The sequence below is a fragment of the Nostoc sp. LEGE 12454 genome (assembly GCF_056620565.1).
Genome location: NZ_JBWQXL010000028.1, coordinates 1 through 12890 on the forward strand (window position 1 = coordinate 1; position 12890 = coordinate 12890).

The 12890-nt window shown below is 40.5% G+C and carries 11 protein-coding genes and 1 pseudogene; 5 read left to right on the forward strand and 7 right to left on the reverse strand.

The genetic code is table 11. The features are described from left to right. Window positions 1–126 precede the first annotated feature (126 nt). The 3 genes and pseudogenes from AC1F2U_RS23820 to AC1F2U_RS23830 all read left to right on the forward strand — a co-directional run. A pseudogene (locus AC1F2U_RS23820) lies at window positions 127–285 on the forward strand (hypothetical protein); the annotation flags it as partial. Window positions 286–577: 292 nt separating this feature from the next. Further along, entirely contained in the window at window positions 578–1045 is a 468-nt protein-coding gene (locus AC1F2U_RS23825; RefSeq protein ID WP_480263336.1) for a DUF29 domain-containing protein, read from the forward strand. 624 nt (window positions 1046–1669) lie between these two features. Beyond that, on the forward strand, window positions 1670–3337 hold the full coding sequence (locus tag AC1F2U_RS23830) for an MBL fold metallo-hydrolase (protein WP_480263337.1): 1668 nt from the start codon (window positions 1670–1672) through the stop codon (window positions 3335–3337). Window positions 3338–3407: 70 nt separating this feature from the next. On the opposite strand, the gene AC1F2U_RS23835 is transcribed toward AC1F2U_RS23830, so the two are convergent. The 7 genes from AC1F2U_RS23835 to AC1F2U_RS23865 form a co-directional block, all read right to left on the reverse strand. Continuing rightward, the gene (locus AC1F2U_RS23835) at window positions 3408–3719 is read right to left on the reverse strand and encodes a DUF6679 family protein (RefSeq protein ID WP_012408115.1); all 312 of its coding nucleotides are present in this window, start codon (window positions 3717–3719) and stop codon (window positions 3408–3410) included. Window positions 3720–4294: 575 nt separating this feature from the next. Next, on the reverse strand, window positions 4295–4513 hold the full coding sequence (locus AC1F2U_RS23840) for a hypothetical protein (protein WP_194042969.1): 219 nt from the start codon (window positions 4511–4513) through the stop codon (window positions 4295–4297). Between the two features lie 271 nt (window positions 4514–4784). Then, the gene (locus AC1F2U_RS23845) at window positions 4785–5573 is read right to left on the reverse strand and encodes a Nif3-like dinuclear metal center hexameric protein (RefSeq protein WP_480263338.1); all 789 of its coding nucleotides are present in this window, start codon (window positions 5571–5573) and stop codon (window positions 4785–4787) included. A 32-nt stretch (window positions 5574–5605) separates the two neighbouring features. Next, the gene (locus AC1F2U_RS23850) at window positions 5606–6355 is read right to left on the reverse strand and encodes a hypothetical protein (RefSeq protein WP_480263339.1); all 750 of its coding nucleotides are present in this window, start codon (window positions 6353–6355) and stop codon (window positions 5606–5608) included. A gap of 291 nt (window positions 6356–6646) precedes the next feature. After that, complete coding sequence (locus AC1F2U_RS23855) at window positions 6647–7060, reverse strand: secondary thiamine-phosphate synthase enzyme YjbQ (RefSeq protein ID WP_480263340.1); 414 nt, start codon at window positions 7058–7060, stop codon at window positions 6647–6649. Between the two features lie 118 nt (window positions 7061–7178). Then, a complete protein-coding gene (locus AC1F2U_RS23860; RefSeq protein ID WP_480263341.1) occupies window positions 7179–8261 on the reverse strand; it encodes a glycosyl transferase in 1083 nt (360 codons plus the stop codon). Between the two features lie 85 nt (window positions 8262–8346). Further along, window positions 8347–9540, reverse strand: a complete 1194-nt coding sequence (locus AC1F2U_RS23865; RefSeq protein WP_480263342.1) for an aminotransferase class V-fold PLP-dependent enzyme — start codon at window positions 9538–9540, stop codon at window positions 8347–8349. A gap of 366 nt (window positions 9541–9906) precedes the next feature. Between AC1F2U_RS23865 and AC1F2U_RS23870 the strand changes: the two genes are divergently transcribed. Both AC1F2U_RS23870 and AC1F2U_RS23875 read left to right on the forward strand, forming a co-directional pair. Then, entirely contained in the window at window positions 9907–11367 is a 1461-nt protein-coding gene (locus AC1F2U_RS23870) for a TM0106 family RecB-like putative nuclease (RefSeq protein WP_480263343.1), read from the forward strand. 212 nt (window positions 11368–11579) lie between these two features. Further along, window positions 11580–12764, forward strand: coding sequence for an esterase-like activity of phytase family protein (locus tag AC1F2U_RS23875; protein ID WP_480263344.1), 1185 nt, complete (start codon window positions 11580–11582; stop codon window positions 12762–12764). Window positions 12765–12890 lie beyond the last annotated feature (126 nt).

Consider the following 12890-nt stretch of genomic DNA (forward strand, 5'->3'; position numbering starts at 1 on the left):
TGAAACTTTGGTCATGGGTGGGGTAATGGATGGAAAAAGGAACTTCTACCCCACCTGGGATGATGCAATACAGGGGCATCTGAAAATATGCACTCAAGTTTTTAAGCTTTCAAATGACTAGAGTGAATGGGCGATCCGCGTTTTCGTGGTGTTTACTTCTTGCTAGCAACCTTACTTGAGATAGATGCAGCCAAAAAACTGCGGGAAGAATTGATTCAATACGCCGCCGATACTAAAGATAATACAGTGAGTAATACCTTTGTGCAGTTGTTGCGAACTAGATAATCCGTTATTCGTACCTGTGTAGCCGCGTTCATGCACTGTACCGCAAGCAATTCCATTGCCTTGGCTCTAAGAGGATGTTTAAAAAGTTTTCTTCTCGGTAACAAAACGTTCTAGATCCCCCTAAATCCCCCTTAAAAAGGGGGACTTTGATTCCGGTTCCCCCCTTTTTTAAGGGGGGTTAGGGGGGATCAGTTAGTGCCTCAAATCACAGCCAACCACTTTTCAAACATCCTCTAAGTGCGATCGCTTTCATCGCTACGATCGAGTGAGAAACTAGGAGTTGATCTGAAAAATGCCTAACCCGCTATACGATCGCGATTTGCAATTATGGATTGAGCAAACCATTCAACAGTTACAAAATCATGAATTTGAGGCGTTGGATATTGAGCATTTGATTGAGGAACTAGTTGATTTGGGTAAAGCAGAAAAAAATGCCCTCAAAAGCAATCTGACAATTTTGTTAGCGCATTTACTCAAGTTACGCGTTCAGTATGATGTCCCCGATAGCATGAAAGGAAGCTGGTATAGCTCCATACTTGAACATCGTCAGCGAGTTATCAATAATTTGACAGATACTCCTTCTTTAAAAAGTTTTCTGGTAGAGGCGGTAGAAAAAGCCTACCCAGATGCTCGTAAGCTAGCAATTAAGGAAGCTAAACTGGCTAAGTTTGGAATTCGCATACCCCAAGAAAGTGAATATCCCACCGTTTGTCTTTTTTCGATTGAGCAGATTTTAAATGAGGATTTTTACGGGCTGTAGACGATTGCTCGTTGTCATATTGCTTTACATCTAGATAGATAGACAGGTGAACCGAAAGGTTCTACAATCTGACTGATTGTGGTAAATTTACCTATTGCCCAATCCATATAAGCATAGTAAAGATTTTCTAGTGATTCCGTTTGATTGCGGAAGCACTAAATTAATATAGGAAAGTCTTTGAGTAAAGGGCAGCAGACAAATGGATGTAAAGCTGATTCTAGCTGGATTAACAGTTATATTTACGCTTTCGTGCTTATTTTTTGGCACGAAGAATGGATTCTATGATTCAGATAACTATCATGGCAATGGCTCCGCACATTGAGATAAATCTGTAGGCGCTCGATCGACTTCCCGGAGGGTGAGTTGGCTAAGAGCGCTCAAAACTTGTAAAGGGAAAAGAAACCAGAGGCAAACTCCCTGAGCTACTAGTTTGATAGCTTCTGGTTAGCCCACCTTTCCGAACCAGTGCGGGTTCGGTGCAGGCGTCCTCCCCAATCAAAAATCCGTATTCTCAGGGTGTAGGGGCGCACGATAAAACTTACCCCTAAGTCACAAAACCAAAATTTGTGTAACTTTTGGCTTTTGGGATATGTCCATGACGATCAGGTTTGAGGGGAGGAGAGCATGAGGGATAATCTATCGGCATCCTCTCGCGTAGATGCTGCGGAAGCGGGTAGTGAATTAGAATGTTTGCCCTATAGCGTCCAGCATGACAATGAAGGCGTGTGTTTATTGGTGAAAATGGGGCCACACCGCATTCTGTTGGACTGTGGTTTGGAGGATATTTCATCGCTGGCTAAGGGGCTTACTAAATCGGGACGTGAAACTAGTTCGCCCCTACCAGCAGATTTAGTTTTGATTAGTCATGCCCACCCAGATCATGCTAAAGGCTTACTGGCGCTGCATACAGCTTTTCCCAAGTTACCGATTTATGGTAGTGAGGTAACTAGCAAGTTATTACCGCTGAATTGGCTAGACGAAGACCCTAAGAAAATTTCCCAATTTTGTCATGCCTTGCCATTGCGATCGCCTGTGGAATTCCAAGATGGTTTGGTGGCAGAATTATTTCCCGCAGGACATTTACCAGGAGCAGTAGCAATTCTCCTCAGCTATACCACCCAGCAGCGTACTTACAAGCTACTGTATACAGGAGACTTTTTCTTATCGAACTCCCGCCTGGTAGAAGGTTTGCGTTTAGAGGAACTGCGGGGCTTAGATTTAGATGTGCTAATCATTGAAGGTAGTTATGGCACATCCCGTCATCCTCATCGCCGCAACCAAGAAAATCAATTAGCCGAGCGAATTAATCGCGCGATCGCCGACCATTGTTCTGTAATTCTTCCCACCCCAGCTTTAGGATTGGGTCAAGAATTATTAATGCTCTTGCGATCGCATCACCATTTCACCGGACGAGATTTAGATATTTGGGTAGATGGTGCTGTCGCCACTGGATGCGATGCATATCTAGAACTGTTACCCCATCTCCCCCCATCGGTGCAGAACTTCGCCCGCCATCAACCCTTATTTTGGGATGAACGGGTACGTCCCCGCGTGCGTCGTCTACAAGCAGAACATCGTCCCAGTGTAGGCAAGTCACCTTGTATTGTCCTCACCGACTCGACATCTGATTTAGGCGAACACTGCCAATTAGACACCGGCCCTTGGCTGATTCTCCTACCAGAAAAAATTGATATAAAAGTTAACAAAGAATATTTAGCGCCCAGCACTGTCGAAACTTATCTTTTAGCTCAACATAGTGATGGCCCTGGTACTACACAGCTAATTCATAATTTGCGACCCCAGCACGTCGTTTTTGTCCACGGTTCCCCTGCTTACTTGGCAGACCTGACTAGCTTAGAGGAGTTGCAAAACCGCTACCACGTACATTCTCCGGCGGCTGATACCTTAGTAGAACTGCCTATCGGCGACACATTTTTACAACCAGCAGCACCAGAAACTAACTATGAAGGCGAACTGACAGAGTTAGGAACAGTAATCACAATCACCCTACCCAATGTGATTACTGCCGATCAGCGTTGGCGGCAATTTGCCGATACTGGTTTAATCGAAGCTCGTTGGCAAGGGGAAGAATTAGTATTAAGGGGATTGTCTCAACGAGAACTGCTCAACCAAAACAGCGATCGCTATACCTGGACAGATGTAGACTGTTGTGGTACTTGCCGACATCAAAGGGGGCAGCGTTGTTGGAATCCAGCTTCCCCGTTGTATAACTTTAAAGTAACTCTCGAAGGTTACTGTCCTGCCTTTGAAGGCTTGAATGATAGCCAATAGTCACTAGTCCGCTGTCCTTTGTCATTTTTAACTAATGACTAATGACTAATAACTAATGACTAATGACTGATTATTCTGGATTCGAGTCAGTGTAACGGTTGTGAATGCGCTCTGCTTCGGGACAATCTTCAGTCATCAGAGGTTCTACATTACCGCGCGGTACTGAAGCCAATTTTTGCGTTACAGCACCAATGCTCTCGAGGCGAACCATTTCTTCCCAAGAACAAACTTCGTCCTCTTCCTCTGTTTCATAGCGTAGGGTCACTAAATCTCCCTCTATGTCTATGATGCGGGCGCGTTCAATCCAGCGTTGCTGGTCCCGCAAGAAAACACATACCTCGCGCCCATCGCAACACAGTTGATAAATCTTGCGGTGTAGCATGTACTGTTTCTGCCTTTTTAAACAACGTAGTTAAACCTGTCAAAATCTGGGTTCTACCCCATTACATTACACCTTTAAGAGGTTAATTTCACTGTTTAGAACAAGTGCGCTTCATAACCCAATCCCAAGATTTGCTTCATTTGTCAAAATATCAGGATAATGTTGGGTCACAAATCAATGGTTGCTCTAACAATGAATTCAATCTCCCTCCAGCTTATTCTAGGGAATGTCTGCTTCTATAAAAGTCAAACAATTCGGTACCTGTCCTAACCAGGTTTATATTTGCTGGTGAGTCATTCTTACCATTATGTAATAAAGAATACTCCAAAACAATCGTTGATTGCGGTTGTTTAACTTGCCTACTTTTAATCATTGGCATTACTGGGAAGTCCGGGGACTTGGCTTTACTTTTACCCACTTGTATCTGATCTTAACTCATTCTCTTGCTGACCTTGATGCTTTTCAACAACAACACCCAAATAGTTTTGAGTTTTCAGGCAAAAACCTGAAAAAAGGCAACAGCGTCAGGGAAGAGTAGAGAAAAAAGACCATGAGAAAATTCTAATCCAGAAGTCTCAGGAGGATTTATGTGGTAAAGGAAATTCTATAAGCACGTTTGACGAGGATGCTTCTCGTTTAATTTTTCCGGCGCGAACTGCATCGTATAGGGCTGCAAGCTCTGGTAAATCCTCTGACTGATAGCATTTAGTGGCTAGCACCTGCTGGAGTAAACCCTCAGATTCAACACTAAGATATCCGGTTTGGAAAGCAGATGCAATAATTGTGCGAATCATCTTGATTAGGGCAGAGTGAGCAAATTATTAGGTCTAGTGTGGAACATTTTCCTATCTTACTAATTGATATGAAACATTAATACTGTGTGATTAGTATTACGCTCAACCAGTGATTTATATCACGATATGGGTTTTGGACACTTTAATATTACACAGATAAAAGGACACAGGAATTTTCAGCATCAATGTTGAAAAGCTGAATATCTTAACAGAATTAAAATACAACAATTTTTTCAAAAAGCACCAACAAAATACAATGAGACATCAGCAATCAAGCAAAAAACTGGCGGAAATCTTCATCTTTTTGACTTAATTGCACCCAGTCTAAGTTTAAAGACTGGAATTTTTGCACTAAGCGATCGCAAGCCGGACGTTCGGTAGCGTAATGTCCAGCATCGATTAAAATGAGATTGCGATCGCGGCTTTCTTGAAACTGATGGAATTTACAGTCAGAAGTCAGATAAGCTTGGGCACCTGTTTTGGCGACGGCTGAAATGTAACTGGCCCCCGAACCACCCAAAACAGCAACTCGTGAAATCGTTTGCTGTAAATCAGCACTTGGGGAAAAAATCAAATTAGGGGGAGCAAGTCGGGTTTGAATGGTTGCGAGTAATTCCTGTAATGTCAGAAATGGCTCTAGCAAACCAACACGGCCATATCCTAATCCTGCTTGTGTAAGTTCTATGGGAGTAACTTCTTTGAGTTCTAAAATCTGAGCTAAAACGTCAGCAGTCCCATCTTCCACTTGGTCAAAATTAGTGTGAGCAGTGTAAATACCAATATTATGGGTAAAGGCTAACCGTACCACTTCAGCGATCGCTTCACCAGTGCGTAAAGATTTGAGAGGATTAAAAATCAAGGGATGATGGGCGAATATCAGATTAGCATTTTCTGCGATCGCTTCTTGCATTACCGCCAAAGTCGGTGTCAAACACACCAAAACCCGTGTTTCTTCTTGCAAAACTCCTGGTTCAATTTGCCAGCCACAATTATCCCAACTTTCACACCAAGCAGGATTCGCCCATGCTTCAAACCAAGTAATTAAATCAGCAATTTTCATAATTATTTTCTTCAGCAATTTTTAATTACTAATCAGCGTCTCTGTGGTTGAATATTTAATTTTAATGCTAATTGCTGGCGCATTTCCTGAAAAGGTTTATTCCATACAGGGCAAGCGTTCCAGTCCCATACTGCTACTGGAATAAGTTGTTCTTCAGCAAGATAAGTTAGCAGACGGTATTCATCTTCTGGTTCGCGAGAAAAGGTAAAGGGGTTGCGGTAGCCCGTCTCACACAGTTTATAAGATACGACCTGACCATGATTAATACGTTGTAAAAGTTCCTTACCTTTGACGAGCAAATAATCCAAAAATACGAGACTAAAAGGCTCTATATGTGCGCGTTTTTGTGGCTCTTTTTGTACCCATCTTGCCCACTCAAACCCATACATAAAATCATGAACATAACGAAAGCGCATTTCCGTTTTATTGCCGAACATCTTTGTTAGACAAACCATCTTTTCACCAAAAATTTTTAAGAATGCAATAGTACCCTCCTCTGCATTTAAAGCCTGCCTAAGCATACTACTTACCAGAAAATCGAAATCCCAAAAGATGTTTTCTGGGAAGTTTTGCAATTGAGTACGAACTATGCTTTCGAGAATTTCTTGAATAATTGTGATAATTTGAATGTCGGTATTTTGTTTCGCAATCAAATTTCCTAACTCTGCAAAGCTGGTAATTAATATTTTTTGGGGACTCAGTGACAATAATTTAACAGACTGCTGGGCAAGTATTTCATCAATATTCTGAAAAGTATTAGTTGGTGTTAGTTCTTGCTTCATAGTAATAGTAATAGCCCAGACAGCTGACACTAAATATTAGTGTATCTTGGCATCAACGGATTATTTAATAATCACAAATAAACTTAACTTTTTGATTTACAAATATACACGAATTGTTTAATGCATCTCTGATTAGTTTTGCGTTAATAATTGTCATGATAAATTTATCAAGGCGACATTTATTTAATGCATATCACCGTGATTTTAGGAGATTATATCCAAAATGTAGACAGTATAACCAGAGTATTTAAACTCTAGAAAACCACACCTTCAATAAAACTTGAGAATCGGCTATCCAGAAATGTGAACAACCAATTCTCTGGAATGACTGCGTTGGCGGTGTTCCCAAATATAAATTCCCTGCCAAGTTCCTAGTACTAAGTGACCGCGATTAATGGGTATATGTTCAGAAGTGTGGGTGAGTGCAGTACGAATATGTGCTGGCATATCATCGGGGCCTTCTGCATCATGGATGTATTTGCCTGATTCTGGCACGAGTTTTGCCATAAAATTAGCTAGATCCACAAGAACATCAGGATCGGCATTTTCTTGGATGACCAAACTGGCTGAAGTGTGGCGCAAAAATAAAGTACAAAGACCAGTTTCAACTCCCGATTCGGCAACTGCGGCTGCAATTTTTGCAGTGATGTTGTAAAAAGATTTACCAGTAGTGGAAATTTTTAGTAACTTTTGGTAGTGAGTCATTTAAAACAGTAATTATTGATGGTAGTAAAAGCGAATTAGCAGTTTAATCAGCTTGATTTGGTCGTTTGCTAGATCGAGTATATTTTAAATTATTTATGGATATTGCATTTAAATAACTTTATTTCGTCTGTAAATAATTGAGAACAGCTTTAGCTATAGTTTCATTACCATCCTTAGCAATTGTTTGAGATTGCCTTGGAGGTTGGGGTAACTCATGGAGAAAATTCCAAGTCTCTTGAAAAAACTCAGAGGGGGTGATGATTTGATGCTGATTATAATTAACTATGCCTTCTACTATAAAAGTTGCTTCGGCAAAGTCTTCACGCGGTATAGTAACAATTGGTACTCCTAGTATTGTGGCTTCCGAAAAAGTACTATAACCTGGTTTAGAAACAACCCGCCCACAAATAGGCATAAAATCTACAGGGCGGTATTTGCGGTCATTAATTTTCACCAAATTAGGTAAATCAGGAGCAGATCGATCGAAGACGATAAATTGCCAATCTGAAAATCGCTGTAAATTATTATAAGGAATTTGCTGTAAACCCAACCCACCAAAAGTCAACAAAATGGTTTTTTCGAGTGGTGCTGTTATTCCCCAAACAGAACGTAAATCATCAGCAGAGTGACGGGGGGAACCGCCTGTCAAGCCGACATCTGTGATATTATTAAAAGCTGGCATTGGTTCGTGGAAAGGAAGACGAAACAAGCGATCGCACTTTGAATACCAATCACTAATCCAATCTGCAACTGCGGTAAATTCGCCTCCCCAATCTCGGTAGATAAAGTCCCAGCCAAAGTTACTCATCATCCAGCAGGGAATATTTGCAGCTTTGGCAAACCCAGGAGCGAGGAAGGGAATATCTGCCAAAATAAGATTAACGCGATTTTGGCGGATAAAATTCACTTCTGAGGCAATCAGCGAATTTTGATGCTTCTGAATATCCAGTAACTTTTCTAAAGTCGCACCTTTATCCATTGTCAAACTATCTGTTTGTACCACACCCAAATCAAATGCACGAGGACGATAGATAAAATCGCCTTCTATATAGCACTCTAGCAACCAACGTGGGGCAGTACTCACCACAATTAGCAGAACTTCTGGACATAACTTTTGAATTGTTGCAGCGACAGAAGCCGTGCGGGTAGCATGACCAAAGCCGTGGTTTGTTATGGCTAAATATAAAATTGGGCGTTCCATTTTTAAGTTAGGAGTTAAGAGTTAGGAGTTAAAAGTTAGGAGTTAAAATCATAAGTTCTACACGCTAACTTACAACTCCTAACTTTTAATTAATTTTGCAAAAATTTTGAATCGCCTCAATCAATAAGTCGATTTCCAATTCTAAAGTAAAATAATGAACGGTAGCACGTATACAGCTAGGATCGGCAATTGTCCGAGTTAATATTCTTTGTGAGTCCAAAAATTGCACCAACTTCAGATGAGCTTGAGGTTGATTATTTGCAAGTTGAAAAGAGACTATACCGCTTTCAGGTGGGGAAGTTCGCAAACATTTAATATTGGGTAACGCCGTTAATTGTCGCCAGAGGTACTCACTGTTATGACAAATTTGCTCGTAACGTTCCTCTGACGTTCCCCATTGCTGATGAATTGCGATCGCTTCCTTTAAACCAAGATACAACGGATAAGCTAATGTAGACACTTCGTATCGTCGCCCATCTGGAAGCCAATCCACAGGTTGAGATTGACTATCTACAACAACACCATTCAAGCCAATAAACGTAGGTTTTAGGCTTTCTCGTGCTTCTGGTCGAACATACAAGCCACCAGCACCCGCAGGACCACATAACCATTTGTGACCAGTGAAAGCATAAAAATCTACTCCCAATTCAGTCAAGTTTAAAGGCAATAAACCAGCAGATTGGGCAGCATCTATTAATAGTGCAGAATGATTATTTCTGCATACTTCGGCAATTTTGTCCAGAGGTAAAACTTGACCGGTATTCCAGAAAACATGACTCAATATTACTAGGCGGGTATTGGGGCGCAAGTGCTGGGCAATGATGGTTACAGGGTCGCCTTCATTTAAAGTCGCTTTTAGAGGACAAGTGGTAACTTCTACAGAGAATCTCCGCGAGATTTCTCGTGCTGTAGCAATTACGCCTGGATGTTCGCAATCTGAGAGCAGTAGATGGTCGCCAGCCCGCCATTCAATGCCCCACATGGCAATATTACAGCCAACAGTGACATTTTGGGTGAGAGTAATTGTTTGGCTTGGTGCATTAAATTCCAAAGCGATCGCTTCTCTAGCAGCTTGAGTTTGAGGTGCTATCCAACTAAACGCCTCATTCCCAAAGGGGCCTATTTCCTGAACATAAGCTTGAGTTTGGGCGATCGCATCCATTGCCCTTTGGGGCATGGGCCCTTGTCCTCCATAGTTAAAATAAGCCTTATTCCCTAAAGCGGGAAATTGCTCTCGATGACGATGCAGCTTGATTGGTGATGCAGAAATACTAGTCATAATTTACAAGGGATATCTGCTGTTTACAGGGTATTGATATTCAAAAGTATTTTGACCGTTTCTCCAAAGTGTGACACGTTCACAGATGAGACACGGCTCATGTTGTTTTGTCATGTAACCTTGTAATAATGGACAAACTGTGATGTTTACTCTCTTTTAGTTGTAATTTGGCAGAAAAGCAAACGCTCTAGCTGTTGACAGTATAAAATAAACGGCAAATTAAGCGTGGACGCGTTGGCGTAGCCCACTGTTAGCGTAGCGTCTGTCTACGACACGCTGCGCTAACGCAGAAAATGTATCGCCACTTCCAGATTTTAATTGTCACAGTTACTCCCAGATTCTGCTAATTATTGTTAACTTAAAAGGATGCTAATTAATGCTGAACTCTTACTGCAATACCAACGCTGTAAACGCCGACCTTTTCTAGATATCCACGGTGACAAAAGTCAGCGCGATGCTCCCAATGAGTTGCTACGGAAACTGCAACAGGACAAAATCGCTCATCAGTTGAGTGCTTTGGCACAGATGACTTATCACCAACCAGATTATTCTTATGGAAACTGGGAAAAGGCAGAGAAGGCGACTTTAGAATTGATGCAGCGTGGGGTTGAGTACATCTATAAAGGAGTACTGTTAGCAAATTATTCGGAAGCAGACACCCTGCTAAGTCGTCCAGATTTACTTGTGAAACAACCGGGACAATCGCATTTTGGAGATTGGATGTACGTCCCAGCAAATATTGAACTGGGTAAGCGCCCGAAGCAAGAATATCAAGTTGTCGCTGCATTTCATGCCCAAGTGTTGGCAACAGTGCAGGGAGTTGCACCTGAAACAGCTTTGCTCATATTGCGAACCAAAAATACAAATTATGCAGTGGATTTGTGCAAATGGACACCACGGATGCAGCAGATTTTGGAGGAGTTTATTCAAGTATTAGAGTTACCGAATCCGCCAGAGGTATTTATTTCTCGCCAAAAGTGTAATTTTTGCCATTGGTATAGTGAATGTTATGCGATCGCTCAATCTGAAAAACATCTCTCATTGTTACCAGGTGTAACACCACTGCGCTACACTCAACTCCAAGCCTTAGACATTACCACACTGGAATCTCTTGCTAACACCAGTCCCAGCAGCTTAGAAAAGCTACTTGGTTTTGACACCGAAGTAGCGCCCAAATTGGTAGTACAAGCTCAATCTGCACTAGAAAAACGACCTTTGATTCTACCATATCCGCTACCAACAGAAGATATTACATTTACAGCGCCCATAGAGCTTTATTTTGATATTGAAGCCCAGCCAGACTTAGATTTAGATTATCTTTTAGGGGTTTTGGTTGTTAATAGACAAGCTAATACAGAACAATTTTATTCCTTTTTAGCAGATAAACCAGAAGACGAAGAATTAGTTTGGCAGCAATTTTTGGATTTGGTTTGGCAATATCCCGAAGCGCCTATTTATCATTTTTGTGTCTATGAGTTTGATACAGTCAAACGGTTGGCAAAACTTTACGGCACTCCACACTCCTTAGTGCGCCCTGTACTGAATCGATTTGTGGATGTGTATGAACAATTAACCCAAAGTGTAGCATTGCCCGTAGAAAGCTATGCCTTGAAAGCGATCGCTCGTTGGATAGGATTTGAGTGGCGCGATCGAGAAGCCAGTGGTGCCAAGTGTATTTACTGGTACGATCGATGGTTAGAAACAGGCGATCGCACCTTACTAGAAATTATCCAACGCTACAACGAAGATGACTGCCGCGCCACCCATAAAGTGAAAGATTGGCTTGTCGACTTTTTTCAAGATGAATATGATTTACGATTAGCTTAAGTAATTTATTATTTTTTAAAAGGTTTTCAAATTAAAAATATGTTTTGAAAAGTCTAAGTAAAGGAAGCATCTACTCAGACTTGTCACAAAGTTAAAAAACATGATTTTTCGGTATTTTCAGGCTTGTATCTGTTAAATTATTTATTTAATTGATATTATTTGTAGGGAGGTATAAGTGTCCGTTCCTACAAATATTGGTTTAATAAAAAATTATGCATACAATTAAAAAAATCTTCGTAATTCCACGAATTATTTATTTTTTGATTCCAATTATAATTCTTAGCCTTGTATTCACAAACTTTCCTTCAAATAGTGTTGAAATTAGCAGTATAGATTTTATTAGAGAAGCAACCTTACAAAAAGGTTTAATATTTAAAGAAACTGAAGTCGGTGGTTTATCTGGAATTACATATAATGCAAAAAATAACCTTTATTACGCTATTTCCGACGATCGCGGTCAAAAGTCTGCCGTTCGTTTCTACACCTTTAAAATCGACTTGAGCAAAGGTTTTCTAGAAAAAGATGGAATTATTCCAGTCAGCCTTACTACATTATTAAATGAAAATGGTCAAATATTTCGCCCTGGTGAAACTGATACAGAAGGTATTGCATTAACTAATAAAGCAACTGTGTTTGTGTCTTCTGAAGGCGATGCTGCAAAACTAATTAATCCTTTTATTAAAGAGTTCTCAATATCTTCTGGTAGAGAAATTGCAACACTCCCTATACCAAACAAATTTTTACCAGATAAAACTAATCAAAAAGGTATCCGCAACAATTTAGCTTTTGAAAGCCTCACCATCACACCCGATAATAAGCATCTATTCACAGCCACCGAAAATGCTCTAATTCAAGATGGTGTCGCAGCTAAACCTAATATCGGTAGTCCTTGCCGAATTTTGCAATACAACTTGAGCGACAAGCAACCCGAAAAGGAATTTATTTACCAAACTGAAGCAGTTACACCATTTTTAAATCTAATTGGCAAATTCGCTAGTGGATTACCCGATTTACTCGCTCTTGATAATCAAGGACACTTTTTAAGTTTAGAAAGGTCTTTTACTGGTTTAGGATTTGCTATTTCTCTGTTTCAGGTTTCTTTAGAAGAAGCCGATGATATTCATAATATTGATAGCCTTTTAGCAATTGATTTCAAAAATATTAAACCAGTTAAGAAAAAACTGTTGTTAGATTTGAGAAAACTAGATGTACTGCTAGACAACATTGAAGGCTTAACTCTTGGTCCAAAACTACCGGATGGTCAACAATCATTAATTCTCATCAGTGATAATAATTTTAACTCCCTACAACGCACCCAGATACTAGCCTTTAAAATAAAAATTGAAAATCCACTAATTAGATTATTACGCCGTTTATTTCCAAATTTTAACTTTTAACTCTATAGAGGTAAAAGTGCGTAGGCGTAGCCTGTAGTAGACATCGTAGCTTTACTGCTATTTAGTTATTTCTGATTATTCCTGTGTATTCACTGAATATACTAAGTAACTTTAACTAGATTATTT

Coding starts and splice junctions, on each gene's coding strand:
- AC1F2U_RS23860 (WP_480263341.1), bottom strand. CDS start 8,261: ATGGAACGCCCAATTTTATATTTAGCCATAACAAACCACGGCTTTGGT.
- AC1F2U_RS23845 (WP_480263338.1), bottom strand. CDS start 5,573: ATGAAAATTGCTGATTTAATTACTTGGTTTGAAGCATGGGCGAATCCT.
- AC1F2U_RS23875 (WP_480263344.1), top strand. CDS start 11,580: ATGCATACAATTAAAAAAATCTTCGTAATTCCACGAATTATTTATTTT.
- AC1F2U_RS23825 (WP_480263336.1), top strand. CDS start 578: ATGCCTAACCCGCTATACGATCGCGATTTGCAATTATGGATTGAGCAA.
- AC1F2U_RS23835 (WP_012408115.1), bottom strand. CDS start 3,719: ATGCTACACCGCAAGATTTATCAACTGTGTTGCGATGGGCGCGAGGTA.
- AC1F2U_RS23850 (WP_480263339.1), bottom strand. CDS start 6,355: ATGAAGCAAGAACTAACACCAACTAATACTTTTCAGAATATTGATGAA.
- AC1F2U_RS23830 (WP_480263337.1), top strand. CDS start 1,670: ATGAGGGATAATCTATCGGCATCCTCTCGCGTAGATGCTGCGGAAGCG.
- AC1F2U_RS23855 (WP_480263340.1), bottom strand. CDS start 7,060: ATGACTCACTACCAAAAGTTACTAAAAATTTCCACTACTGGTAAATCT.
- AC1F2U_RS23840 (WP_194042969.1), bottom strand. CDS start 4,513: ATGATTCGCACAATTATTGCATCTGCTTTCCAAACCGGATATCTTAGT.
- AC1F2U_RS23865 (WP_480263342.1), bottom strand. CDS start 9,540: ATGACTAGTATTTCTGCATCACCAATCAAGCTGCATCGTCATCGAGAG.
- AC1F2U_RS23870 (WP_480263343.1), top strand. CDS start 9,907: ATGCTAATTAATGCTGAACTCTTACTGCAATACCAACGCTGTAAACGC.